This window comes from Pseudomonas sp. MB-090624 (genome assembly GCF_003205245.1).
GTDB lineage: Bacteria > Pseudomonadota > Gammaproteobacteria > Pseudomonadales > Pseudomonadaceae > Aquipseudomonas > Aquipseudomonas juntendi.
On record NZ_QJRK01000066.1, the window covers coordinates 1 to 25,728 of the forward strand.

The following is a 25,728-nucleotide window of genomic DNA, read 5'->3' on the forward strand; positions in this document are numbered from 1 at the left end:
GTGGGGGTCAGGCGCATGGGGCGGGCTCCGGGATCTTTGCCGTGAAAGCTGGCCACGTTACGCAGGCTGGCGGTGGATCTCAAGTCAAGGGTTGCTCGCACAGGCGCCCACTGCCCTGAGGATTGCGGGGGACTTGCAGGCGCTGGCTTGCCGGCGACGGGGGGGCGATGCAGACAACACGTTCCTTGCAGGCAGAAAAAAGGGCCTGTGAAGGCCCTTTCCCCAATCAACCACCCAGATACGCGTCGCGCACCTTCGGGTCGGTCAACAAGGCTTCCCCGGTACCTTGCATCACCACCCGGCCGTTTTCCAGCACGTATGCCCGGTCGGCAATCTTCAGCGCCTGGTTGGCGTTCTGTTCCACCAGGAACACCGTTACGCCGTCACGGCGCAGCTGTTCGATGATGTCGAAGATCTGCTGGATGATGATTGGCGCCAGGCCCAGCGAGGGTTCGTCGAGCAGCAGGAGCTTGGGCTTGCTCATCAGCGCACGACCAATGGCGAGCATCTGCTGCTCGCCACCCGACATGGTGCCGCCACGCTGGGCATAGCGTTCCTTCAGGCGCGGGAACAACTGCAGGACTTTGTCCAGTTGCGCCTGGTAGTCGCCTTTGTCGGTGAAGAAACCACCCATGGCCAGGTTCTCCTCGACGGTCAGGCGGGCGAACACGCGGCGGCCTTCCGGTACCACCGCGATGCTCTTGCGCATGATGTGCGAGGACGGCTGGCCGACCAGTTCTTCACCCAGGTACTTGATGCTGCCGCTGTGCGCCTGGGGTGAGCCGCACAGGGTCATCAGCAGGGTCGACTTGCCGGCCCCGTTGGCACCGATCAGGGTGACGATCTCGCCTTGGTTGATCTCCACGTTGACGCTGTGCAGTGCCTGGATCTTGCCGTAGAAGGTGGAAACGTTCTCGAACTTCAGCATTTACGCTTCCCCCAGGTAGGCTTTGATCACATCAGGGTTGTCGCGGATCTCCTCCGGCGTGCCGTGGGCCAGGGGGGTGCCCTGGTTGATCACCACGATATGGTCGGAAATGCTCATCACCAGCTTCATGTCGTGCTCGATCAGCAGCACGGTGACGTTGTGCGACTCACGCAGGTAGCCGATCAGAGCCTTGAGGTCTTCGGTTTCCTTGGGGTTCAGGCCAGCTGCCGGCTCGTCGAGCATGATGATGCGCGGCTGGGTCATCATGCAGCGGGCGATTTCCAGGCGGCGCTGCTGGCCGTAGGCGAGGGTGCCGGCGGTACGGTTGGCGAACTCGGTCAGGTTGACCTTTTCCAGCCAGTACTGCGCGCGCTCCATGGCCTCCTTTTCGCTGCGGCGGAAGCCCGGGGTCTTGAACAGGCCGGCGAAGAAGTTGGTGTTGAGGTGACGGTGCTGGGCGATCAGCAGGTTTTCCAGCGCGGTCATTTCCTTGAACAAGCGCACGTTCTGGAAGGTGCGCACCACGCCTTTGCGGGCGATCTGGTGCCCGGCCAGGCCCTGGATGGGCTGGCCATCGAGCAGGATGGTGCCGCCGCTGGGCTTGTAGAAGCCGGTCAGGCAGTTGAACACCGTGGTCTTGCCGGCGCCGTTCGGCCCGATCAGTGCCACCACCTGTTTTTCCTTGACGGTCAGGCCCACGCCGTTGACCGCCAACAAGCCGCCGAAGCGCATGCTCAGGCCGCTGACTTGCAGAATTTCGCGGCTCATCGACGCAGCTCCATGTGTGGACGTTGCATAGGCAGCAGGCCTTGCGGACGCCAGATCATCATCAACACCATCAGCGCACCGAACATCAGCATCCGGTATTCGCTGAACTCTCGCATCAGCTCTGGCAGCAGGATCATCACGATGGCCGCGAGGATCACGCCCAGTTGTGAGCCCATGCCGCCGAGCACGACGATGGCGAGGATGATCGCCGACTCGATGAAGGTGAACGACTCGGGCGTCACCAGGCCTTGGCGTGCAGCGAAGAAGCTGCCGGCGAAACCGGCGAAGCAGGCACCCAGGGTGAACGCCGACAGCTTGATCACCGTCGGGTTGAGGCCCAGTGCACGGCAGGCGATCTCGTCTTCGCGCAGGGCTTCCCAGGCGCGGCCGATCGGCATGCGCAGCAGGCGGTTGATGACGAACAGTGCCAGCAGGGCCAGCAGCAGGGCCACCAGGTAGAGGAAGATGACCTTGTTGATCGAGTTGTACGGCAAGCCGAAGAACTCATGGAAGGTCTGCATGCCCTCGGCGGCACGGCGTTCGAAGGTCAGGCCGAAGAACTCCGGCTTGGGGATGTTGCTGATGCCGTTGGGGCCGCCGGTCCAGTCGGTGAGGTTACGCAGGAACAGGCGGATGATCTCGCCGAAGCCGAGCGTCACGATCGCCAGGTAGTCGCCGCGCAGGCGCAGTACCGGGAAGCCGAGCAGGAAGCCGAAGGTGGCGGCCATCAGGCCGGCGATCGGCAGGCATACCCAGAAGCTCCACCCCAGGTAATGCGACAGCATGGCGTAGCTGTAGGCGCCGACGGCGTAGAAACCCACGTAACCCAGGTCGAGCAGGCCCGCCAGGCCAACCACGATGTTCAGGCCCAGGCCCAGCAACACGTAGATCAGGATCAGCGTGGCAATGTCGACCGCGCCGCGTGAACCGAAGAACGGCCACACCAATGCGGCGACGATCAGGCCCATGATCACGTAGCGCTGGGTTTTCGGCAGGGTCAGGTAGTTGCTGACTGCCGGTGGGATCAGTTTGCGGTCCGAGCGGCGGCCCATCACCGCACTCCACTGCCGGTCGAACAGTACCCGCAGGAACATCAGTAGCGAACACACGGCAATGATACTGATGGTGAACGTGCCTTGGCTGTGCACCACCAGGCTGATGCCGTCGATGCTCAGTTTCAGGCCCAGCACCGGGAAGGCCACGGCCCAGACCAGCAAGGCGCTGAAGAACGCCTGTTTGAGATTTCTGTTCATACTTTTTCAACCTCCGGGCGGCCCAGGATGCCGGTCGGCCGGAATAGCAGGACAAGAACCAACAAGCCGAATGCCACGACGTCCTTGTACTGGTCACCGAAGATATCGGCGCCGAACGCTTCGGCCACGCCCAGCACCAGCCCGCCGAGCATGGCGCCCGGGATGCTGCCGATGCCACCCAGTACCGCCGCCGTGAAGGCCTTCAGGCCCACCAGGAAGCCGGCGTTGGGGTTGATCACCCCGTACTGCATGCTCAGCAGCACGGCCGCCACGGCTGCCAGGGCGGCACCGATGACGAAGGTGAGGGCGATGATGTTGTTGGTGTTGATGCCCAGCAGGTTGGCCATCTTGATGTCCTCGGCGCAGGCGCGGCAGGCGCGACCCAGGCGGGAACGGGAGATGAACAGTGTGAGCAGGGTCATGGCCACCAGGGTGACCACGAACACCAGGATCTGCATGTAGCTGATCAGGACCTCCTCCGCGCCACCTGGCCCGAACGAGAAGCTGCCGGGGATCAGGTTGGGTATGGACTTGTCCTTGGAATCTTGCGACAGCAAGACCGTGTTCTGCAGGAAGATCGACATACCGATGGCGGAAATCAGCGGGATCAGGCGGTTGCTGTTGCGCAGGGGGCGGTAGGCAACCCGTTCGATGCTGTAACCGTAGGCACTGGTGACGAAGATCGTCGCGACGAAGGCAACGGTCATCAGGATGGGCAGCGAGTGGATGCCCATCATGGCCAGGCCCGCCAGGGCGATGAAGGCCACATAGGAACCGATCATGTACACCTCGCCGTGGGCGAAGTTGATCATGCCGATGATGCCGTACACCATCGTGTAACCGATGGCGATCAAGGCATAGGTACTGCCGATGGTCAATCCATTAACCAGTTGTTGGAAGAAATGGTAGATCTCAGGCATTACAGCGCTCCTAAAAACCTGATTTGCATTTCGCTGGCGAGGGTAAGGCCAGGAAACCGCGGGTGACGGTTTTAAGATTTTCAGGTGAGCCCGCCCCCGGATCGCGGGGGCCAGGCCCATGAACCTCGTAAAACAAAGCCCACTGCTCGCACAGTGGGCTTCTAGGTCAGCTATTAGTCACGCAGTTACTGAGGGGAGACTTCGGTCTTAGGCTTGCCGAAGTGCCATTCGTAGACCACGAACTTGAAGTCTTTCAGGTCGCCTTTGGCGTCGTAGGACAGCTCGCCGGTCGGGGTTTTGAAGGTGCCGGCGTGGATGGCCTCGGCCACCTTGTCGGTGTCTTCGGACTTGGCGGCCTTGATGCCTTGGGCGATCAGTTCCACAGCCGAGTAGGCAGGGAATACGAACGGGCCGCTTGGGTCCTTGCCGTCAGCCTTGATGGCGTCGACGATCTTCTTGTTCGCAGGGTCGGCGTCGAACGACTTCGGCAGGGTGACCAGCAGGCCTTCGGAGGCGTTCTGGGCGATCTGCGAGATGGAGTCGTTGCCCACGCCTTCCGGGCCCATGAACTTGGCTTTCAGGCCTTTTTCCTGAGCCTGGCGCAGGATCAGGCCCAGCTCTGGGTGGTAGCCACCGTAGTAGACGAAGTCGACGTTGTTCTGCTTGAGCTTCTGGATGATCGAGGAGAAGTCCTTGTCACCGGCGTTCAGGCCCTCGAACACGGCGACCTTGGTGCCTTTTTTCTCCAGGGTCTGCTTGACCGCGGTGGCGATGCCTTCACCGTACTGCTGCTTGTCGTGCAGTACCGCCACCACTTTCGGTTTGACGAAGTCGGCGATGTAGTTGCCGGCCGCCGGGCCCTGAGCGCTGTCCAGGCCGATGGTGCGGAAGATCAGCTTGTAGCCACGGGCAGTGATTTCCGGCGAAGTGGCGGCCGGGGTGATCATGATCACGCCTTCGTCTTCGTAGATGTCCGATGCCGGCTGGGTGGAGCTGGAGCACAGGTGGCCGATGACGAACTTGACGCCGTCGTTGACCACCTTGTTGGCGACTGCCACGGCCTGTTTGGGGTCGCAAGCGTCGTCGTATTCCTTGGCCTCAAGCATTTTGCCATCGACGCCGCCAGCGGCGTTGATATCCTTGATGGCTTGCTTGGCGCCGATGAACTGCATGTCGCCGTACTGGGTCACAGGGCCGGTCTTGGGGCCGGCGATGCCGATCTTGATGGTATCGGCGGCAAACGAATGGCTGGCTACCCCGGCCAGTACCATCGCGGCGAACAGCTTGGAAATCTTGATCATAGTGCTCCACTCATTCTGTTGTAATTCTTATAGTCCTGGCGGCCAGGGCTACAGACCGGGCGGGATTTGCGGCGTGGCCATGCCAACGCGCAAGCCCACCTTCCCCCGGAACATGTCCCGGAACTGTACCGGTACAGTGTAGAGCGCTGTCGGATCGCTTGAAAAGCGGTCAAAAAGTGCCTGCTTCCTGGGTTGTCGCTTGATCGAAAGAAAGATACAGAAAGGCGCCATCAAACTGCCTGCATCTGCGCTTTCAGCCCACAAATTCGGGGCCAATCGACCAAATTACATATTTGAAACCGGGTTTTTCTGCAAAAATGCCGGCCTTTTTTATTGGCGATTTTTGCGGATACCACCCATGACCGATCAAACAAGCACCCTCTATGCCAAATTGCTTGGCGAGACTGCAATCATCGAGTGGAAAGCGCTGGAGCGTTTCTGGGCAAAGGGTGACCTGATTTGGGTCGACCCCAGCCTGGATCTGATCGCTGTGGCTGAGGCAATGGCCGAGAACCGCAGTGAAATCTTCGCCAAATGGCGTAGTGATGGCACTGTGGGGCCCGTCTCGGCAGAGCAGGCCCTGGACCTGCAAAGCCGCGATCCAGAGATATGGGCAGTGGTGGTGTCACCGTTCATCGTGATCCAGGCGTGCTGACCAGGCGTGATCTTTTTTGGTGCGTAAAAATGCGCACTCGCCTCGTTTTGGTGCTCGCTGCTGCTCAAGGCGGGTGGAGGTAAGTAACAATTCGGCGTGGCGGTAACAGTTTACGGGATGCGTAATGAGGTTGCCCCGCAACCCAGCCCGATATCGAATCTGACGGGAGTCATTGATGAACACTGCACTACCTTCACTTGGTTTTGCCGGCATTGGCCTGATGGGCTTGCCCATGTGCCGCCGGTTGCTGGCTGCGGGCTTTCCGCTGACGGTCTGGAACCGCAGCCCGGACAAGTGTGCCGCGCTGGTCGCCGCCGGTGCTCGCCTGGCTCGCAGCCCGGCCGAACTGTGCCGCGACAGCGACATGGTGTTGTTGTGCCTGGCCGACACGGCGGTGGTGCGTGAGGTGGTGTTTGGCGAGCAAGGCGTTGCCGAGGGTGGCCGTGGTGGCCAGTTGCTGATCGACTTCTCGAGCCTGGAGCCAACCGCCACCCGCGAAATGGCGGCCGAGCTGGCAGCGCTGTGCGGCATGGCCTGGCTCGATGCGCCGGTGTCAGGCGGCACCGCCGGTGCCGAAGCTGGCACGCTGGCGATCATGGTCGGTGGCGAAGCGGCGGACCTGCAGCGCGCTCAGCCGGTACTTGAGGTGCTGGGCCAGCGTGTCACGCACATGGGGGCGGTGGGCGCAGGCCAGGTGACCAAGGCGTGCAACCAGATGATCGTCGCCTGCAATGCGCTGGTGATTGCCGAAGTGGTGGCCCTGGCCGAGCAGGCCGGGGTGGACGCCACGCTGCTGGCCGAGGCGCTGGCCGGTGGTTTTGCCGATTCCAGGCCGTTGCAGATCCTGGCACCGCAAATGGCCGAGAGCCGCTTCGAGCCGGTCAAATGGCACGTGCGCACCTTGCTCAAGGACCTGGACGGCGCGGTCAAGTTCTCGCGCGAGCAAGGTTCGGCAACACCGCTCAGTGGCCTCGCCGCGCAACTGATGCGCCTGCACGGTAGCCAGGGGTACCTGCATAAAGATCCGGCGACCCTGGTAACGCTGTATCGCAGCAAGGGGTAAACACCACGAGGGTGCGCTGCAGCCGGTCCAGCATGGGTTGCAGCTCGGCCCAGGGCATTGGCCGCCCGAGCAGAAAGCCTTGCAGGTAGTCGCAGGCGTGGTCTGCGAGAAACGCTCGCTGTTCCTCGGTTTCCACGCCTTCGCTGACCACTTGCAAGTGCAGGGTATGCGCCATCACGATGATTGCCTGGACAATTTCACGGTCTTTCTGGCTGGCCGGCACGCCTTGCAGGAAGGTGCGGTCGATCTTCAGCACATCCAGGGGCAGGTGCTTGAGGTAGGCCAAGGACGAGTAGCCGGTGCCGAAGTCGTCGATCGACAGGGCGACGCCCAGGGCGCGGACCCGTTTCAGCAGGTTGACCGTGCGCTGGATATCCCCCATCAAGGCGTTTTCGGTCACTTCCAGCTCCAGCTGGTGCGCTGAGACCCCGGCGTGGAACAAGGCCTTCTCCACCTCGTTGGGCAGTTCGTCATGGCTGAGGGTCACCGCCGAGCAGTTGACCGTGACCTTGAGGTCGCCGTGGCCGCCGCGCTGCAGCAGGGCCAGGTCGGCGCAGGCGTGCCGCAACACCCACAAGTCGAGGTCGACGATCAGACCGTTGGTTTCGGCTATGCCGATGAACCGGTCGGGCCCAAGCAGCCCATGTTGGGGGTGCTGCCAGCGTACCAGGGCTTCCAGCTTGGCCACCCGCCCAGTGCGCTGGTCGAAGATCGGCTGGTAATGTACGCACAGGCCGCGCTCTTCCAGCAGCGCCAGTCGCAACTCTTCTTCCAGTTGCAGGGCAATCGAGGCGCGTGCTTTGAGACTGTCATTGAAAAAATTCAGGCTGTTGCGGCCGTTGTCCTTGGACTGGTAAAGGGCCAGGTCCGCATGCTTGAGCAGCTCTTCGGCGCTGCTGCCATCATCCGGAAAGATACTCACCCCAATACTGGTGGTCATCACCATGCGCCTGCCGCAAAGCTCGATGGGGTCTTTCATGCGTTGCATGATGCGCTGGGCCAGGTGGCGGGCTTCGTCGCGGCTGTTGAGGCTGGTGACCACGCAGAACTCATCGCCACCAAAGCGTGCCACCAGGTCCTGGCTGCGGGTCGCGGCCTTGATATGGTTGGCAATGACCTTGAGCAATTCATCGCCAGCGTGGTGGCCAAGGCTGTCATTGATGCGTTTGAAATGGTCGATATCCAGGAACATCACCGCCAGGCGGCTTTCGCTGGCCAGGTGCTCGGCCAGGCGTTCGGCGAACAGTTGGTTGAAACCACGGCGGTTGACCAGGTTGGTCAGTGCATCGTAGTGCGCTGCCTGCTGCAGTGACGCGCGGGCCTGGTCCAGTTCGCTGAGCAGCACGCTGACCCGGCGCAGGTCATGCTCCTTGCTTTGCAGCTTCTTGTCGGCCAGGGCCGCACTGATGCTGGCACCGCTGATCAGCAAGGTGATGAAACCGATGCCCAGCGCCAGTTGCAGGCTGTTATCCCCAGACGGCAAGCGCAGTGCGGTATCGCTGGGGATGACCAGGGTCATTGCCGACATCGCCGTGAAATGGGAAGCGACCATGCCCGCGGCGATCAGCAGGCTGGCGCCGTACTTCGCGGCCTGGTACAGGGTGCCGCTGCCATTGCGAAAGTTGCGCGCCAGGTACAATGCCAGCAGGCTGGTGAGCGGGGCGATGATGGCAGCACCCAGCAGCGGGCCGGTCTGGTAGTACTGCCGGGCGCCGGTTTGCATCGCGGCCATGCCGACAAAGTGCATGAGGACGATACCCATGCCGATCAGTACCGCGCTTTGTACGATGTGTGGCGTGCGCATGTCCTTGCGATCGAGGCTGCGCATGGCCAGCCAGGCAACCGCCAGGGCAATGAGCAGGGAAAGGATGGTCAGCGGCAGGTCGTAGTGCACTTCGACGGATGCCTGAAAGGCCAGCATGCTGATGAAATGCATGGCCCAGATGCCGCCGGCCAGGCAGCAGGCGCCAAGTACGTTCCATTGCCGGTGGGCGGTAGGGTCTTCGCTGTGGGACTGGCGCTCGGCCATGTCGAGGGTGGCGAAACAGGCTGCGCAGGCTACTACGTAGGCGAGTAGAACCAGCAGCGGCTCATGCCGACAATCGAGCAGGATACGTCCGGTTGCCGGCAAGTCGGCGAACAGTTGCAGGCCCAGCCACTCCATGGAATGCCTCTCGATCGAGTTTTCACTCGTCTGCGCTACAACCCTGTGCAGACTGCCCAGAGGCAGTATAGGAACAAGTGTTTAAGCCTTCCTGGATAATGGCACATTGATTTCTACGATTTGGTTATCAACCTAATCGCTGTCGGAAATATGGCACCCGCCCAAAGGGCAGCGGCCCGCGATGTGCCTGGCACGATGCCAGGCACCGGCTACGCCGGTTTTCGCGGGCACCTGCGCTGCCCCGGGGGAGGGGTGCTGGTATGGCGTCAGCCGGCGACTAGTACACGAATGGCTTCCAGTCGCAGGGCAGCTTTTTCCAGCATTGCCAGGCCCTCTTCGCGCTGCTTGCGCAGGGCGTCGATTTCGCTGTCACGCACGCTTGGGTTCACCGCTTGCAAGGCGAGCAGGCGCGCCAGTTCTTCGTCGGCCTCCGCTGCCAGGCGGCGTTGGGCTTCGGCCACACGCTCGACGTGGGTCGGCAGGATCTTCTCTTCGCCACCGCTGATGCGCTTGGCCAACACGTCGCGCTGCGCCTGGACAAACTTGTTGGCGCTGGCCCGTGGCACGCTTTCAAGCTGGTCGTTGAGCGTTTCGAAGGCCACGCGCGAGGCCAGGTCGTTGCCGTTGGCATCGAGCAGGCAGCGCAGTGCCGCAGGGGGCAGGTAACGCCCCAGTTGCAAGCTTCGCGGTGCCACCACCTCGCTGACGAACAGCAGTTCGAGCAGCACGGTACCGGGCTTGAGCGCCTTGTTCTTGATCAGGGCGACGGCCGTATTGCCCATGGAGCCAGACAGCACCAGGTCCATGCCGCCTTGCACCATCGGGTGTTCCCAGGTCAGGAACTGCATGTCTTCGCGCGACAGCGCCTGGGCGCGGTCGTAGGTAATGGTCACACCTTCGTCGTCGCCCAGCGGGAAGCTGGCGTCGAGCATTTTTTCGCTCGGCTTGAGGATGAGGGCGTTCTCGGAGTGGTCTTCGCTGTCGATGCCAAAGGCGTCGAACAGCGTTTCCATGTAGATCGGCAGGGCGAACTGGTCGTCCTGCTCGAGGATGGCTTCAACCAGCGCCTCGCCTTCACCCGCGCCGCCCGAGTTCAGCTCCAGCAAGCGATCGCGGCCGGTGTGCAGTTCGGCTTCCAGGCGCTCGCGTTCGTGACGGGCGTCGGCCACCAGGCTGTCCCAGGCCTTGCTGTCGCCGCCTTCGAGCAGCGGCAGCAGGCGTGGGCCGAACTGGTGCTGCAGGGCGTTGCCGGTCGGGCAGGTGTTGAGGAACGCGTTGAGCGCTTCGTGGTACCACTGGAACAGGCGTTCCTGCGGGCTGCCCTGCAGGTAGGGAACATGCAACTGGATGGTGTGCTTCTGGCCGATACGGTCCAGGCGGCCGATACGTTGTTCCAGCAGGTCCGGGTGGGCCGGCAGGTCGAACATCACCAAGTGGTGCGAAAACTGGAAGTTGCGGCCTTCGCTGCCGATCTCCGAGCAGATCAGCACCTGGGCGCCGAACTCTTCATCGGCAAAGTAGGCGGCTGCCCGGTCGCGCTCCAGAATGCTCATGCCCTCATGGAACACCGAGGCCGGAATGCCGGAGCGCACGCGCAGGGCGTCTTCCAGGTCCATGGCGGTTTCGGCGTGGGCACAGATGACCAGCACCTTGGTGCGCTTGAGCATTTTCAGGGTGTCGATCAACCAGTCGACCCTTGGGTCGAAACGCCACCAGCGCTCGTCGTCGGTGCTGTCACCCTGTGCCTGGAAGGCGACCTCCGGGTACAGCTCGGCTTTCTCGCCTGGCGGCAGCTCGCGGTATTGCTCGGGCATGGCCACCGGGTAAGGGTGCAGTTGGCGCTCCGGGAAGCCCTGGACCGCCGCGCGGGTGTTACGGAACAGCACTCGGCCGGTGCCGTGGCGGTCGAGCAGCTCACGGATCAGCCGCGCGCTTGCCTGGGTATCGCCATCGCTGACCGCGGCCAGCAGCGCTTCGCCCTCAGCCCCCAGGAAGCCCTGGATGGTGGCGTGTGCCTTCGGCGACAGGCGGCCTTCGTCGAGCAGCTCTTGCACGGCTTCGGCGACCGGGCGGTAGTGATCGCTTTCGGCGCGGAAGGCGGCCAGGTCGTGGAAACGGTTGGGGTCGAGCAGGCGCAGGCGAGCGAAGTGGCTGTCCTGGCCAAGCTGTTCAGGGGTAGCGGTAAGCAGCAGTACGCCAGGAATCACCTGGGCCAGTTGCTCGACCAGGGCGTATTCGGCGCTGACCTGGTCCTCGTGCCAGACCAGGTGGTGAGCCTCATCGACAACCATCAGGTCCCAGCCGGCGGCAAACAGCGCATCCTGGGCCTTCTCGTCCTCTACCAGCCACTCCAGGGCCACCAGTGCCAACTGGGCGTCATCGAACGGGTTGCTGGCGTCGCTTTCGATGAAACGTTCGGCGTCGAACAGCGCCACCTGCAAGTTGAAGCGCCGGCGCATTTCTACCAGCCACTGGTGCTGAAGGTTCTCCGGCACCAGGATCAGTACTCGGCTGGCCCGGCCCGTCAGCAACTGGCGGTGAATGACCAGGCCAGCCTCGATGGTCTTGCCCAGGCCCACTTCGTCGGCCAGCAGTACCCGCGGCGCGCTGCGGTCGGCGACTTCGCGGGCAATGTGCAACTGGTGAGCGATTGGCTGAGCGCGGCAACCGCCCAGCCCCCACAGCTCCGACTGCATCTGCTTGCTGGTGTGCTGCAGTGTGTTGTAGCGCAGGCTGAACCACGCCAAAGGGTCGATCTGCCCGGCGAACAGGCGGTCGCTGGCCAGGCGGAACTGAATGAAGTTCGACAGCTGGGTTTCCGGCAAGGTGCGCGGCTGGTTCTGCCCGTCGAGGCCGTGGTAGACCATCAGCCCGTCGATGTCCTCGACCTCGCGTACGGTCAGCTTCCAGCCTTCGAAGTGGGTGATCTGGTCACCTGGCGCGAAGCGCACGCGAGTCAGCGGCGCATTGCGCAGGGAATACTGGCGCGTGTCGCCAGTGGCCGGGTAGAGCACGGTCAACAGGCGGCCATCCTGCGCCAGGATGGTACCCAGGCCGAGCTCTGCTTCGCTGTCGCTGATCCAGCGTTGCCCCGGTTGATACTGCTGCGCCATACTGCCTGAACTCCCGCGATGAAAAAGCCGATTATGTTAACGGATCGGCCGGTGAGACCAAAGTGCCGAGCGCACCTAATGGTGCCGAAAGCCATCAGTCTAGCCGTTTCACCGCTCTGTACCGCACCGCCGACGAGGGCCACGCACCAACATGTCTGCCAAGCACAGCTGGATCAGCGCTTCCATGGCCGTGGGCAGCCTGTTGCTGCTCAGTGCCTGCGAGCAGAAAACCTTCGAGCCTTTGGCCCCCATTCCCACCGATCAGCTTGAAGTGCTGGGCGTGCAGGCGCCGATCAAGAGCGTGCATTTTCGCGACCGCGATGGCGAAGGGCTGCTGGTATTGAGCCGCAGCGATGGCCAGGCCAGCGACCCGGAAAGCGAGCAGGAGGTCGACAAGGTGGTGCTCAAGGCCACCTTGTACGGGCGCACGGCGCAAAGCGATGCGTTCAAGGCCCGCTGGCAGATCGAGCAGGAAACCACGTGCCCCGGCCTGGACCTGGATGTCGACTTCTATACGGATGTCAGTGACGTCAGCGACCTGAACAAAGATGGCGTGGCCGAAGTGACAGTTGCCAGTCACGCCTTTTGCGGCGGGGGTATCGACCCCCACGACATCGCCATCGAAATGCGTGAAGGGCAGGCCAGCTACACCATTACCGGGCAGTCGCTGATCAGCCCCGCAGGCGAGGACCCGGTGGGGGGCGAGCGCACCGACAGCGCTTCGCTCAACAACGCCCCGCAAGTGTTGCGTGACCACATGGATGCGGTCTGGCAGCAGGTCTACAAGCGCCCCTGGAGCGAAGCCAGCCCGCCCAGTGACGACGAGCCTGACGATGATGTGGAGTAAAGGCTGGGCCTGAGATCAAGGTAATGCCGCGCCTGCCGATACAGCGGGCATAGGAGAACGCCCATGCTGCCGCCGATCATACCGCTCAGTGCCGCCCCGGTGACCTCGCAACAGGACCCGGTCAAACCTACCCCCGACATCAAGCCGGTGGTACCGGCGCAGCCTGCGTCCGGCGAAACTGCCATCGACCTCAAGCAGCAGCGCGATCCACAGGAGCAGGCACTGCTGTTGCGTGATGAGCAGCGCCGCCAGCAGCAACGGCGCCAGCAGCGTGGGGAAGGGCGCTACAACCCCGAGCCTGGCGACGAGGTCAACGCCGACAATACTGTCCCGGTCGTGCCATTGATGGGCGAGCCCAACCGCCAAGGGCTGCTGGTGGACATCGAAGTCTGACACGGGGCTGGTCAGCGCCTGCGTCGGGCTTCATCATGCAAGTCTCCGTTGATCGTCGAGCCCACCCATGAGCCAAGACAACCTTATCGATTTCGATGCTGAACGCGCCAAGCGCGTGCATGACCTCAAGGAAAGGCGCCTGAACGAGATGCGCAATGCATTCGAGCAGGCTCTGCCGTTGAACACCGGCAAGAAAAAGAAGCCCAAGGGCAAGCCGAAGAAGCGCTGAAACTTGACGCAGGTCAACCCTGCACCTGCCTCGTGTGCCCGGGCCCGGGCACCATTGACCCTGATCAATTTTCCCTCGCCCGACATTGGTTAACGTTCTCCCATCGGACAACGGCAAACGAATGGGGAGGCCAGCATGTTCTTCGACAATGTGGTTATCGCCGGTGTGGTAACGGTCGGGCTGATGGTTGCTTTCTTTGCCGGTCTGGGCATTTTCATCTGGAAGGACTCGAACAAGCGCAAGCCGCGCTGACCTTCCGGGTACATGAGCACGCAAGGCATTTAGGGCGACTTCGGTCGCCCATTTTTTTTGACTGGCATTTGCGTGTTGCCTGCTGGGCCGCAGGGCTCAAGCCAGCTATCGCGCAGCGTGGCGTGCGCTGGCGCAGCAGTTGGATTGCAATGAAGATGAGTAGCTAGCTAATTATTCATTTTCACTTTATTCTCTGCGCCATTGTCTATCTTTTCACTACTACCCTCCCCGCAAGGTTCGCCCAGTGCCCATCACGCTTCAGGCCCTGTTCGCCCCCACCCTTCTCGCCATCAAGTTCGCCATCAAAACCCTGCTCGGTGGTGGCCTGGCGTTGTGGCTGGCAATGCGATGGGGCCTGGAGCAGCCGTCCTGGGCATTGATGACGGCGTTCATCGTTGCCCAGCCGCTGTCTGGCATGGTGGTGCAGAAAGGCCTGGCGCGGTTGGCCGGGACCTTTGTCGGTACGGTCATGGCGGTGGTGCTGCTGGGCCTGTTCGCCCAGACCCCGGGGCTGTTTCTGATTGCCCTGGCCTTGTGGCTGGCCTTGTGCACCGCCGCCTCTACCCAGTTGCGCAGTGCCTGGGCCTATGCCTTCGTGCTGGCCGGCTACACGGCAGCGATCATTACCTTGCCGGCCATCGACCACCCGCTGCAGGTGTTCGACCAGGCGGTGGCCCGCTGCACCGAGATCAGCCTGGGTATTTTCTGCGCCACGGCCAGCAGTGCCTTGCTCTGGCCGATGCGGGTCGAGCAGCAGCTTGGCGGCCAGGCGCGTCAGGCCTGGCAGAACGGTCTGCAGGCCGCCAGTGCGATGCTGGGTGGCGAGGACGATGCACGCAGGGGCTTGCTGGAGAGCCTGGGGCGCATCGTTGCCATCGACAGCCAGCGCGAGCATGCCTGGTTCGAAGGCAACCGCGGGCGTCAGCGTGCCCGTGCCATTCGGGGGCTAAGCCAGAAGCTGATGGTGCTGTTGCGTATTTCCCGGTCTGTGCGCCGGCAGTGGCGGCAACTGGATGAGCAGCAGGCGGAACACCTGGCCCCCTGGTTGTCTGAAGTTCGGGCGCTGCTGGACAAGCCCGACCAGCCCAGCCTGTTGTTGCTGCGCCAGCGCGTCTGGGGTGCCGCGCACGATGAGCATATAAGTTCGGTTGAGCATTACTGCCTGGCGCGCATGGCCCTGCTGCTGGATTACGCAATGGCCGCCGGCCAGGCGCTGGAGGCTGTGGAAACGGGCACGGCGCCGAAGGATGTCGGCCAAGGCCTGGCCGTGCACCGCGATTGGTCGCTGGCCTTGCTGTTCGGTTCGCGTAGCGCACTGGCGTTTCTGGTGATGAGCGCTTTCTGGCTGGCCACCGCCTGGCCTTCGGCACCGGGCGGCCTGGTGCTGACCTGTGTGGTCTGCAGCCTGTTCGCCAGCCGCGAGAATGGCGCGCAGATTGGCTTGAGTTTCCTGCGCGGGATCTGCCTGGCCATACCGGCAGCGTTCCTGGTCGGGCAGATTCTGCTGCCGCAATGGAGCAGCTTCGCGCTACTTTGCCTGGGCATGGGCGTGCCGCTGTTGTTCGGCGCGCTGGGCATGGCCCACCCGCGTACCGGCGCCACTGCCACCTCTTATTGCCTGCACTTCATCGTACTGGTGTCGCCGGTGAATGCCATGCAGTTCAGCGTGGCGACCATGCTCAACAGTGCCTTGGCCATGCTGGTAGGGGTGTCGGCAGCGGTCATGGCGTTTCGCTTGTTGGTGTTCCGTCACCCGGCCTGGCTTGGGCGGCGCCTGCGTGCTGCAACCCAGAGTGACCTGGTGCGCCTGACCCGGCGTGACCTGCGCGGGGCCGATACCTGGTTCGGCGGGCGCATGGCCGACCGCCTGATGCAGTTGGCGCGGCATGCCAGCGAGTTGCCCGAGGGCGAGCGCAAGCGCTGGGACGATGGCCTGCACGGGCTGGATATCGGTGATGAACTGGTGCACCTGCGCATGTGCCTGGCGGTCGCGCAGGCGCCACTGGGCGGTGCCGAGCGGGAGTACCTGCAGCAATTGGAGGCGGTACTGGCCAAAGGGCCTGCCGCCGGGCGCGGGCAACAGCTGGACAGTGCCAGCGAACGGTTCATTGCTGCGTTGCACCGCCAGCCTGCGAGCGACCCGCTGCGGTTGGCCGAGGGCGCGGTGCTGCAATTGCAGAAAAGCTGGGGCAAGTGGTGCCGCTGGCAGGAGGAAGCCCATGGGGTTGCGTGAATGGGAAGTGGGGGGCGTGCTGCTCAGCCCGTTTCTGCTTTATGTGTTGCTGGCGCTGGTGCTTACCGGCCTGCTGCGCCTGCTGGTGCAGGCCACACCGTTGGCGCGCTGGATCTGGCATGAAGCGCTGTTCGATGCGGCGGTTTTCGTTTGTGTGCTGTTCCTGGTGGTACGCCTGCTGGGAGCTTTTTAAAGGAGTGTTTCGATGCGTGCGGCCGTACGTACTCTTGTAACCCTGTGTGTGGTGGCCCTGGCCGTGTTGGCCGGCTACCAACTGTGGCAGTACTACATGCTTACCCCCTGGACCCGGGATGCCCGTGTGCGCGCCGATGTGGTGGTGATTGCACCTGACGTTTCCGGCTGGGTGCGCCAGCTCAAGGTGCATGACAACCAGCAGGTCAAGGCGGGTGAGCTGTTGATGAGCATCGACCGCGAGCGCTTCCAGGCCGCGTTCGACCAGGCCAGTGCGGTGACGCAAACCCGCGCCCAGCAGCTGCGCCTGCGCGAGAGTGAAGCAGCCAGGCGTACCGCCTTGGGGCCCGAGGCTATCAGTGCCGAACTGCGGGAGAACGCGCAGATCAATGCTGCCATCGCCCGTGGCGAGTTGCAGGAAGCCCAGGCGCAGCTGCAGGTGGCGAAAATCAACCTGGCGCGCAGTGAAGTGCGTGCGCCGCGCAGCGGGCATATCACCAACCTGCGCCTGGCCGAAGGCAACTACGTGAACACCGGCCAGTCGGTGATGGCCTTGGTGGACGATTCGACGTTCTATATCCAGGCCTACTTCGAGGAAACCAAGCTGCCGCGCATTCGCGTGGGTGACCCGGTAAAGGTCTGGCTGATGGGTGCGGGTGAACCCATGCATGGGCATGTAGAAAGCATCAGCCGCGGCATCACCGACAGCAACAGCAACCCGGACAGCCAGCTGCTGCCGGAGGTTGAGCCGACCTTCAACTGGGTGCGGCTGGCCCAGCGGATACCGGTGAGAATCCGCCTGGACCAGGTGCCGGACGGCGTGACCCTGAGTGCGGGGATGACTGCGAGCGTGCAAGTGCATGAGCCGTGAGCCGGGGCCCGGGCACCCGCCACTACAGGAACATGCCGCCCGAAACCTCCAGGCGCTGCCCGGTGATCCAGCCATTACCGTCTTCCAGCAACAAGGCGATCGCCGCGCCGATGTCATCCGGCAAACCCACCCGTCCCAGCGCGGTGTTGCCTGCAATGTAGTCATTCACCTGCGGGTTGTCCCGCACTACGCCCCCGCCAAAATCGGTCTCGATGGCCCCCGGGGCCAGGATGTTCACGCGAATGCCCCGGGCGCCCAGTTCCTTGGCCTGGTAGCGGGTCAGCACTTCCATCGCGCCTTTCATGGCGGCATAGGCGGCGTACCCTGGTAGGGCAAACCGTGCCAGCCCGGTCGAAATGTTGATTATCCGGCCGTTATCGACAAGCAGTGGCAACAGGCGTTGGGTGAGGAAGAACGGGCCTTTGAGCTGAATGTTCAGCAGTTGGTCGAACTGCGCCTCGCTGGTTTCGGTATACGGCACGTTCAATCCGATGCCGGCATTGTTCACCAGAAAGTCGAAACGCTGGCGACCGTGGTGCTGCTGCAAGGCAGCCGCCAGCCGCTCGGCAAAGCCGGCAAAGCTGCTGGCGTCACCCACATCCAGTTGCAGCATGGTCGCCTTCACACCTGCCTGCTCCAGCGTGGCCGCCACGGCCTGTGCTTCTTGCGCCTTGCTGTTGTAGGTGCCGATGACGTCGATGCCACGGGCGGCCAGATGCTCGGCGGTGTTACGGCCAAGGCCGCGGCTTGCGCCGGTGATCAGGGCAATCTTGCGGGTCATGGTAAGAACCTCGTGATGGGTGGATGCTCACAGGTTATTGGTCGGCTGGCGGGTGTTAAATCCTGCAAAAATGGAAATACTGTTCGCCTCAACCGGATAGTCGAGGGCGGGCGTGAACAAGTTGGAGTTGCTGCGGACCTTTGTGCGGGTCAGTGAAGTGAACAGCTTTACCCTGGCCGCCGAGAGCCTGGGCTTGCCACGTTCGACGGTGTCGGAACAGGTCAGGGCGCTGGAGCGCCTGCTGGGTACGCAACTGTTCAACCGCACCACCCGCCGGGTGCGGGCCACGCAGGATGGTGCCTTGCTGTACACACGCAGCAAGGACCTGCTGTCAGGTATGGAAGAGATCGAGAGCCTGTTCAGCGCCGATGATGCCGAACTGGCCGGGCGCCTGCGTGTCGACCTGCCGACGATGATGGCGCGGCGGGTCATCATTCCCGCGTTACCCCGGTTCCTGCAGCGTTTTCCACGTTTGCAGGTAGAGCTCAGTTGCACCGATCGGCAGGTCGATTTGCTGCGTGAGGGCTTCGACTGCGTGATGCGCATCGGCGCCTTGCATGACCTGGATGTCGTGGCCAGGCCGGTCGGGCAATTGAGCATGCGCAACTGTGCCAGCCCGGCTTACTTGGCGCGCCATGGGGTGCCCCGTACCCTGCAGGACCTGGCAGGGCATCAATTGGTGCACTACGTGCGCAACCTGGGGGGGCGCTGTGCCGGCTTCGAATACGTGCAGGGTGGCCAGGTGCAGTACCAGCCCATGGCTGGGGCGGTAACGGTCAATAATGCCGAGGCCTACTCGGCAGCCTGCCTGGCCGGGCTGGGGCTGATACAGGTACCGGCGGTGGGGGTGGCCGAGCACCTGCAGCGCGGCGAACTGGTCGCACTGCTGCCGGCCTGGCAGGCGCCTGCCATGCCCGTGTCGTTGCTGTATGCGCGGCAACGGCATGTACCCCGCCGGGTGCAGGCGTTCATGCAGTGGCTGGCAGAGGTGCTTCGCAGCGAGGTCGATGCTACGGCGTGAAGTTGAGCCGGGTCATGGCGCACGCACGGCTGCTTGCATTAGGCTTGGACTGGCGAGGTGCCCGGCAGAGGCGACCCTGTGCTGCCCAGCGTGCGTATCTTCCGATTTCATCACGAGGTTACGCCATGGCCATTACTTCCCAGGACATCTGCAACGCAGCTGACCAGCTCAAAGGCTTCGTCGGCTTTCATGACAAGCGCGGCGTTCATATCGTGCGTTTTTCCGAAGACGCGTTCGGTATGGATGTCGCTGACGCCAGCATCACCCCCTGCAGCGAGTTTGTCTGGCGCCCCGAGCAGGGGCAGCGCATGGCCCTGTGCCGGGAGCGCCTGGCACTGTTGCTGGACCAGCACGTGGATGACCGCTTGAACATCGCAGAGCCGCTGCGCATCTACCTGCGGCGCGGCGACTTGCCGGAAATCATCGCCGAGCGGCGTGTGCAGCCTACTGGCTGAGGCCCGCTCGCGCCCGTTGGGTTGATCGAGGCGTTGCCGTGCAACCGTGCAGGGGCGGCTCGACCCGCGCCTACCGGGGGCGCTGCAACAACGCCCGCATGGCCGCGGTATCCAGTGGCCGGCTCAGGTAATAGCCCTGTACTTCATGGCAGCGGTCCTTTTGCAGCATGGCTAGTTGCTGTTCGGTTTCCACGCCCTCGGCCGTCACGGTCAGCCCCATTGCCTTGCCCAGGTTGATGATGGCCTGGACCACCGCACGGTCGCTGCCGCCGTTGGTGCTCAGGCCACTGATGAAGCGCTTGTCGATCTTGAGGCTGTCGAAAGGATACGTTCGCAGGTAACCCAGCGATGAATAGCCGGTACCGAAGTCGTCCATGTTCAGGCGCACGCCCAGTTCTTTGAGCGACAGCATGGTCCCCAGCGCGCCTTCGATGTCGTTGAGCATCACATTCTCGGTGATCTCCAGTTCCAGGCGTTGCGCCGGGAATGCCGTGCCCAGCAGGATTTCCCGCACGTCTTGCACCACATCGCTGCGCAGGAACTGCGCCGGTGACAGGTTGACCGACACCAGGATGTCTGCAGGCCAGTCAAGGGCGGTGCGGCAGGCCTCGTGCAGCACCCAGCGGCCCAGCGCGACAATGATATCGCTCTGTTCGGCCAGCGGGATGAAGGTATCCGGCCCCAGAAGCCCTTCCTGGGGGTGCTGCCAGCGTATCAGCGCCTCGACTGCGACCACGCGCAGGTCGCTGAGGCGGTAGCGCGGCTGATAGTGCAACTCGAACTCCTGGTTGCGCAGGGCGCGGCGCAGGTCGTTCTCCAGTTGCCGCCGGTACTGGATCTGCTGGTTCATTTCGCTGGCGAAGTAGCGCCAGGTGTTCTTGCCGTCTGCCTTGGCCTGGTACAGGGCGATGTCGGCACAGCGAATCAGCTCGCCGGCGTCGAAGCCCTGGGTGCGGGTCTGGGCGATGCCGATGCTGGCGCCAATGTGCAGGGGTTGGCTGTCGAACATGATCGGTTGTTGCAGCAGGCCGATCAGGCGCGCGCAGAAGCGGTCGATCTCCTGGCGGTTGTCCATGCCGCCAAGTACCACGATGAACTCGTCCCCGCCCAACCGCGCCACCAGGTCACCGTCGCGGGTGGTGTCGCGCAGGCGGGCTGCCACTTCCTGCAGTACCGCATCGCCAGCCGCATAGCCGAGTGAGTCGTTGATCGGCTTGAAGTTGTCCAGGTCAAGCAGCAACAGGGTCAACGGCGGTGAGTCTGTGCCGCGCAGCAGGGCCTGTTCCAGGTGCCGGGCCAGTTTGTTGCGGTTGGCCAGGCCGGTCAGTGGGTCGTGCAAGGACAGGTGCTGAATACGCGCATGGGCGTCGACTTCGTCGGTGATATCGCTGGCAGTGCCGCGCAAACCCACGGCCGTGTCCTGGTGCCAGATGGCGCGGGCGGAAATCCGACAATAGCGGTTTTGGCCATTCTGGTCGCGGTAGGTGCAGCGCAGGTTGGCCAGCTGCTGTGGGTCAGCGGTGGCCAGGGCATCCAGCCAGGGCGACAAGGGCGTGGTGTCGCAGGCCAGCAACTGGTTGAGCGGTTGGCCTAGCCAGTCTTCGACCGGGTAGCCCGTCACGCTGGCAAAGCGTTGCGACAAGTAGGTCAGGCGGTGGTGCCGATCGGTCTCCCAGATCCAGTCCGATGCCGACTCGGCCACCGCGCGAAAACGTTGCTCGCTGGCCTCCAGCGCCAGGTTGCTATGCTGCAGGTGGGCAAGCGTCAAGCCGATGGCCCGGGAGCTGCGCCACGCATGGCGGCACAGGTAGAGCATGACCAGCCCAAGGATCAGCAGGGCGCTGAGCAGGGCAGGCAATACAGCCCCTAGCAGCTGGCGCCCAGGCAACACGCTGTTCCACGACAGATGGTAGCCGGTGTCGCCCAAGTTGATGCGCAGGTGGTGGTGGGCTTGTGCGTCTTCCTTCTCAACGCGCATGCCGGCCAGGCCTGCACGCTTACCCAGCTGCGCCAGTTTGGCCTCGGTCAGCTGGTCGACGAACAGCAAGACCGGCGCCTGGCTCACTTCGCCTTCAGTGACATCGCGATCTGGCCGTATGGCCGCGGCGGTGAGCACGGCCGGCCAGCCATTGAACAGCACGAAGCGGGTGATCTGCTCGCGGGCAATGGCCGCCGCTCGGGCCTGGTCGATGATCGGCTGGATAGGGGCATCTATGTACGTGCCTACGCCTGCGGGGCTGGGCTGGCCTTTGAACAGGGCATAGGTGGTGCGGCCGTTTTCCACGACGAACACGCCTTCATAGCCGCTGGCGCTGTACAGCGATTCACCTATGTTCTTTTCATCATAGGCCCACTGCCAGTCGGCTTCGCCAGACAAGTGCTGCAGGGCGTCTTCCCATACGGCATAACTGGACAGGAATTGGCGCGACGCCAGTAACCGTTGCTCCAGCGCCTGATTGGCATGGAAGGCGCTGCGTTCGCGCTCTTGCTGGTCGAGGGTTGCGGCGATGTTGAACAGCGCGCCGAGAATGACCAGGCAAGCCAGACCGTAAACGGTGGTGAAGCCGGCGATCAGGTTACGCACTTGGAAACGTGGGGTAGGGCTGGCGGGTGGGAGGTTGGCAGTCCTGGCCATGCGCGAGCGGCTCCTTCAGGAAACCTCCTGCCAGGCAGTGAGGCAGCAGGTTCAATCAGGATAGGCCAGCTTCAGTGCGGTAGCTGCGCCACCGGCAAAATTCACCCGGTCGCGGCCAGCGTGCTTGGCAGTGTATAGCGCCTTGTCTGCCTCTTGCAGCCAATGTTCCGGTGACTCCAGGCTGGCATTGAAAGGCGACAGGCCAATACTCAGGCTGATGCGCAGGTGAGGGAGCTGCGCGTTGCGATACCCGGAAACCTGCTCACGCAGGCGTTCCATGATCTGGCAGGCCTGGGCTTCGCTGGTACCCGGCAGGATCACGCAGAATTCGTCGCCACCGTAGCGCCCGGCCTGGTCGCACTCGCGCAGGTTGCGGCGCAGCTCGGCGCTGAGCTGGCGCAGTACGCAGTCGCCAACCACGTGGCCAAAGGTGTCGTTGATGGTCTTGAAATGATCGATGTCGATCAAGGCGATCACCGCGTGTGCCTTTTGCTGTTTGCATTTTTGGTATTTGACGAGCAACAGGTCTTTCCAGGCGCCGTGGTTGAGCAACCCGGTGAGGCTATCCGTGAGGCTCAGGGCGCTGAGCCGGCGTTTGTGGTCGCCCAGCTGGATTGCCAGCCGGTAGCACACCCAGCCCAGGGCCAGGGGGTACAGCGTCAGCATGGGCAGGCAGGCGTATATCTGCAGTGCAGTGGCATTCAATTGCAGGCCTGGGGCGAGCAGCAGGGTGCCGACCAGAATCCCGGCCAGTTGCGCAACAGCCCCTTTGAGCACCAATTGCCGGCCCCCGGCGGCCACGTTGTTCATGGTCATCATCGACAGCACGGTCACGGTCGGCAGCGGGTTGAAGTGCATGGCGGCGGCCCAGAAACCGCCCAGCAGCGAGTCCAGCAACAGGTTGCGTTGCTCGGCCCGGTACGGGGTTGCCGACCGGCTCGCCCACAAGTAGGCGACGTGGGGCCACAACAGGCCATTGAACAGCATCAGGCCCCACACCCAGGTGGGCGGGGATTGCGGGGCCACGCCAGCCATGACGCTGAACAGGCCGATGCCCATGCCCACCACACGTGGCGGGTAGATGCGCTTGACGAACGAAAGGCCTTTGCCGCTGCGGTTGTGCATCATGGTCATGTTCTTCTGCCGGGGTACCGTTTATCGCATAAATCGCATGAATATTGTCGAACAGTGTCGCCCCACTGAAAAATGACCTTACAAGCCAATTCACGGTTGATGCGATCACTGTGGGGTAACATGCGGACTTTCCTGTTGCTAGGAGTGTTGCTGATGGTTCCTTTGGCCAATGCTGCCGGTGACCCGGCGCCCCAGCGTGACGGGCGTTTTCACAATCAGGCGCAGCTACCGAAAGATGGCGTGCTGAAGAAGCTGCGCATCGGTCTGAAGTACCTGTTCCTGCGCAAACCGCCGAATACCCGGCCAACCACGCCGGTCAGCCTGCAACCGATGACCCGCCAGCAGGTGCTCGATGCGCCAGACCGCAGTTTGTGGCGGCTGGGCCATTCCACGGTATTGCTGAAGTTGCGAGGGCGCTTCTTCATTACCGACCCGGTATTCGCCGAACGCGCCTCACCGGTGCAGTGGGCCGGCCCGCAGCGGTTCCATGCGCCCCCGCTGGGGCTTGACCAGCTGCCGCCACTGGCGGCGGTGGTGTTGTCGCACGACCATTTCGATCACCTCGACGAGCAGGCAATCCGCCAGCTGGCCTCGCGAACCGGGGTTTTCCTGGCCCCGCTTGGCGTGGGTGAGCTGCTGATCAGTTGGGGCGTTGCGCCAGCGAAGGTGCGTCAGCTGGACTGGTGGCAGGAAAGCGAAGTGCAGGGTGTGCGTTTTATTGCTACCCCGGCCCAGCACTTTTCCGGGCGTGGGCTGTTGGACAGCAATCGCACCTTGTGGGCGTCGTGGGTGATCATCGACCAAGGCGTGCGGGTGTTCTTCAGTGGCGATACGGGCTATTTCAACGGGTTCAAGCTGATTGGCGAGCGCTTTGGGCCGTTTGACCTGACCCTGGTCGAGACCGGCGCCTACAATCTTGCCTGGCCTGATGTGCACATGCAGCCAGAGCAGAGCCTGCAGGCCCACCTGGATTTACGCGGGCGTTGGATGCTGCCGATCCACAATGGCACGTTCGACTTGTCCACCCACGCCTGGCAGGAACCCTTCGAGCGCATCCTGGCACTGGCGAACCGGGCCCAGGTACGGCTCAGTACGCCGCAGATGGGCGAGCGGTTGAGCCTCGACTCGCCGCATGCCGGGCAGAACTGGTGGCAGCCCCGCCCGGTGCGTCAGCGCAACCAGAAGAATGAGCAAAGCGTTGCGGCGCGCTAGTATCACTTGATCTCGTCTTTGCCACGCTGGCGTTGCGCCCGCTCGTGCTCCAACAGCCGCGAGGGTGCCTTGCCACTGTCACTGCGCACCTGAGCGTGGCTGATGAGCGCGAAAATGAAACTACCGCCGATGATGTTGCCGGCCAGTGTCGGCAAGGCAAACTCCAGCCAGAAGCTGCGCCAGGTTTCTTCGCCGGCCCAGACCAGGTAGGACACCTCGACCGAGCCCACTACTATGTGGGTGAAGTCGCCAATGGCCATCAGGTAGGTGATCATCAGGATGATCCAGATCTTGGCGTTCTCCATCGAGGGGATCATCCATACCATGGTGGCGATCATCCAGCCCGAGACGATGCCCTTGGCGAACATCTGGCTGATGTCGTTGCTCATGACCTTGCGGCCGATCTCCAAAAACGCCACGTCGGTCTTGCTGTCGAAGATCGGCAGCTCGAGCATCACCCAGGCCACCAGCAGGGTACCCGCCAGGTTGCCCAGCAGCACTACGCCCCAAAGCCGCAGAAGGCGGCCGAAGTTGGCAAGGGTAGGGCTGGTCATGACCGGCAGCACCGCAGTCAGGGTGTTCTCGGTAAACAGTTGCTGGCGGGCCAGGATCACGGCAAGGAAGCCGGCGCTGTAACCGATGCTGGCGACTACCTGGGCGCTTTCACCTTCTGGCAGGCGGGCATAGAACAGTCCCATGGCCATCAGGGACAAGCCCATGGACAAACCGGCGGCGACAGCCGACCACCACAAGGCGGCGAGGGTTCGTTCCAGTTCCTGATCGCCCTGGTAGCGAATGGTCTCGTGCAGCACTGCCGCTCGTGGCGGCTGGTTGTGGCTGACTTCCTGCTCTTCATCTGCCGAAAGCCCTGGGGTTTTCTCGCTTTGCTCGACACTCATGGCCGCTTCGCTCCGTGGTGGGGTTCTCTACAGATTCGTGGCGATTTCATTAGTTGCCGGGGGGCAGGCGAAACGGCTGAGAAAAGTTTTTGGAACAAGGTGTTGACTCTGAATTCAAAGCGCGTATTATTCGCCTCCTCGCAGCGATCAACGCTTCGAGGCAAGCGGTAAGTTGTTGAAGTTGTTGGCTTTCGAAAGAATGCAGCGGTAAAAAACTTCAAAATAAACGCTTGACAGCAAATGAGGAAAGCGTAGAATGCGCGCCTCGGTTGAGACGAAACACTCTTAACCAACCGCTCTTTAACAAATCGAATCAAGCAATTCGTGTGGGTGCTTGTGAGTACGGACTGATAGTCAAAAAGATTATCAGCATCACAAGTGGCCATGCGAGAAATCACATAGTCATTTG

Annotated in this window: 23 protein-coding genes; 12 read left to right on the forward strand and 11 right to left on the reverse strand. The window is 62.8% G+C overall.

Features of this window, described 5'->3' with window-relative positions; translation table 11 throughout:
* Positions 1-226 precede the first annotated feature (226 nt).
* The 5 genes from DMX12_RS26700 to DMX12_RS26720 form a co-directional block, all read right to left on the reverse strand.
* Positions 227-928, reverse strand: a complete 702-nt coding sequence (locus DMX12_RS26700; protein WP_029887511.1) for an ABC transporter ATP-binding protein — start codon at positions 926-928, stop codon at positions 227-229.
* Complete coding sequence (gene livG, locus DMX12_RS26705; protein WP_009684617.1) at positions 929-1,696, reverse strand: high-affinity branched-chain amino acid ABC transporter ATP-binding protein LivG; 768 nt, start codon at positions 1,694-1,696, stop codon at positions 929-931.
* Entirely contained in the window at positions 1,693-2,949 is a 1,257-nt protein-coding gene (locus DMX12_RS26710) for a high-affinity branched-chain amino acid ABC transporter permease LivM (RefSeq protein WP_009684618.1), read from the reverse strand. Before DMX12_RS26710 ends, livG begins: the two co-directional genes overlap by 4 nt.
* Positions 2,946-3,869, reverse strand: coding sequence for a high-affinity branched-chain amino acid ABC transporter permease LivH (gene livH / locus DMX12_RS26715; RefSeq protein WP_008097482.1), 924 nt, complete (start codon positions 3,867-3,869; stop codon positions 2,946-2,948). The genes DMX12_RS26710 and livH overlap by 4 nt, the downstream gene beginning before the upstream one ends.
* A 185-nt stretch (positions 3,870-4,054) precedes the next feature.
* On the reverse strand, positions 4,055-5,170 hold the full coding sequence (locus tag DMX12_RS26720; RefSeq protein WP_009684619.1) for a branched-chain amino acid ABC transporter substrate-binding protein: 1,116 nt from the start codon (positions 5,168-5,170) through the stop codon (positions 4,055-4,057).
* Positions 5,171-5,528: 358 nt separating this feature from the next.
* Between DMX12_RS26720 and DMX12_RS26730 the strand changes: the two genes are divergently transcribed.
* Entirely contained in the window at positions 5,529-5,825 is a 297-nt protein-coding gene (locus DMX12_RS26730; RefSeq protein WP_110679897.1) for a DUF2288 domain-containing protein, read from the forward strand.
* Between the two features lie 175 nt (positions 5,826-6,000).
* Positions 6,001-6,888, forward strand: coding sequence for an NAD(P)-dependent oxidoreductase (locus tag DMX12_RS26735; protein ID WP_110679898.1), 888 nt, complete (start codon positions 6,001-6,003; stop codon positions 6,886-6,888).
* Here the strand turns inward: DMX12_RS26735 and DMX12_RS26740 are convergent.
* Together DMX12_RS26740 and rapA are read right to left on the reverse strand one after the other, a co-directional pair.
* A complete protein-coding gene (locus DMX12_RS26740) occupies positions 6,788-9,052 on the reverse strand; it encodes a bifunctional diguanylate cyclase/phosphodiesterase (protein WP_110679899.1) in 2,265 nt (754 codons plus the stop codon). The two genes, DMX12_RS26735 and DMX12_RS26740, sit on opposite strands and share 101 nt — an antisense overlap.
* 266 nt (positions 9,053-9,318) lie before the next feature.
* Positions 9,319-12,165, reverse strand: coding sequence for an RNA polymerase-associated protein RapA (gene rapA / locus DMX12_RS26745; RefSeq protein WP_110679900.1), 2,847 nt, complete (start codon positions 12,163-12,165; stop codon positions 9,319-9,321).
* Positions 12,166-12,316: 151 nt separating this feature from the next.
* On the opposite strand from rapA, the gene DMX12_RS26750 reads away from it, so the two are divergent.
* From DMX12_RS26750 to DMX12_RS26770, 7 genes are all read left to right on the forward strand, one after another.
* The gene (locus DMX12_RS26750) at positions 12,317-13,012 is read left to right on the forward strand and encodes a M949_RS01915 family surface polysaccharide biosynthesis protein (RefSeq protein WP_110679901.1); all 696 of its coding nucleotides are present in this window, start codon (positions 12,317-12,319) and stop codon (positions 13,010-13,012) included.
* 63 nt (positions 13,013-13,075) lie between these two features.
* Positions 13,076-13,405: an aspartate-semialdehyde dehydrogenase gene (locus DMX12_RS26755; protein WP_110679902.1), complete on the forward strand. Its 330-nt coding sequence runs from the start codon at positions 13,076-13,078 to the stop codon at positions 13,403-13,405.
* 67 nt (positions 13,406-13,472) lie between these two features.
* Positions 13,473-13,634: a hypothetical protein gene (locus tag DMX12_RS29550; RefSeq protein ID WP_167524229.1), complete on the forward strand. Its 162-nt coding sequence runs from the start codon at positions 13,473-13,475 to the stop codon at positions 13,632-13,634.
* Between the two features lie 135 nt (positions 13,635-13,769).
* On the forward strand, positions 13,770-13,886 hold the full coding sequence (ccoM, locus tag DMX12_RS30180; RefSeq protein WP_003254862.1) for a cytochrome c oxidase subunit CcoM: 117 nt from the start codon (positions 13,770-13,772) through the stop codon (positions 13,884-13,886).
* A 244-nt stretch (positions 13,887-14,130) separates the two neighbouring features.
* On the forward strand, positions 14,131-16,119 hold the full coding sequence (locus tag DMX12_RS26760) for an FUSC family protein (protein WP_110679903.1): 1,989 nt from the start codon (positions 14,131-14,133) through the stop codon (positions 16,117-16,119).
* Positions 16,106-16,312 (forward strand): DUF1656 domain-containing protein, encoded by a 207-nt coding sequence (locus DMX12_RS26765; protein ID WP_009684629.1) that lies wholly within the window; start codon positions 16,106-16,108, stop codon positions 16,310-16,312. Before DMX12_RS26760 ends, DMX12_RS26765 begins: the two co-directional genes overlap by 14 nt.
* Before the next feature lie 12 nt (positions 16,313-16,324).
* Positions 16,325-17,182: an HlyD family secretion protein gene (locus DMX12_RS26770; RefSeq protein WP_110679904.1), complete on the forward strand. Its 858-nt coding sequence runs from the start codon at positions 16,325-16,327 to the stop codon at positions 17,180-17,182.
* A 22-nt stretch (positions 17,183-17,204) separates the two neighbouring features.
* On the opposite strand, the gene DMX12_RS26775 is transcribed toward DMX12_RS26770, so the two are convergent.
* Positions 17,205-17,963: an SDR family NAD(P)-dependent oxidoreductase gene (locus tag DMX12_RS26775; protein WP_110679905.1), complete on the reverse strand. Its 759-nt coding sequence runs from the start codon at positions 17,961-17,963 to the stop codon at positions 17,205-17,207.
* Between the two features lie 112 nt (positions 17,964-18,075).
* Here DMX12_RS26775 and DMX12_RS26780 point away from each other — a divergent pair, with 112 nt between their 5' ends.
* Positions 18,076-18,984 carry a LysR family transcriptional regulator gene (locus DMX12_RS26780; RefSeq protein ID WP_110679906.1) on the forward strand — a complete coding sequence of 303 codons (909 nt, stop codon included), beginning with the start codon at positions 18,076-18,078 and terminating at the stop codon, positions 18,982-18,984.
* A gap of 125 nt (positions 18,985-19,109) precedes the next feature.
* On the forward strand, positions 19,110-19,439 hold the full coding sequence (locus DMX12_RS26785; protein ID WP_029885164.1) for a DUF2025 family protein: 330 nt from the start codon (positions 19,110-19,112) through the stop codon (positions 19,437-19,439).
* A gap of 70 nt (positions 19,440-19,509) precedes the next feature.
* Here DMX12_RS26785 and DMX12_RS26790 read toward each other — a convergent pair whose 3' ends face one another.
* Both DMX12_RS26790 and DMX12_RS26795 read right to left on the reverse strand, forming a co-directional pair.
* Entirely contained in the window at positions 19,510-22,074 is a 2,565-nt protein-coding gene (locus DMX12_RS26790) for an EAL domain-containing protein (RefSeq protein WP_110679907.1), read from the reverse strand.
* Between the two features lie 51 nt (positions 22,075-22,125).
* Positions 22,126-23,199: a diguanylate cyclase gene (locus tag DMX12_RS26795; RefSeq protein WP_033690737.1), complete on the reverse strand. Its 1,074-nt coding sequence runs from the start codon at positions 23,197-23,199 to the stop codon at positions 22,126-22,128.
* A gap of 129 nt (positions 23,200-23,328) precedes the next feature.
* On the opposite strand from DMX12_RS26795, the gene DMX12_RS26800 reads away from it, so the two are divergent.
* Complete coding sequence (locus DMX12_RS26800; RefSeq protein WP_110679908.1) at positions 23,329-24,420, forward strand: MBL fold metallo-hydrolase; 1,092 nt, start codon at positions 23,329-23,331, stop codon at positions 24,418-24,420.
* A gap of 2 nt (positions 24,421-24,422) precedes the next feature.
* Here DMX12_RS26800 and DMX12_RS26805 read toward each other — a convergent pair whose 3' ends face one another.
* Positions 24,423-25,319 carry a formate/nitrite transporter family protein gene (locus DMX12_RS26805; protein WP_110679909.1) on the reverse strand — a complete coding sequence of 299 codons (897 nt, stop codon included), beginning with the start codon at positions 25,317-25,319 and terminating at the stop codon, positions 24,423-24,425.
* Positions 25,320-25,728 lie beyond the last annotated feature (409 nt).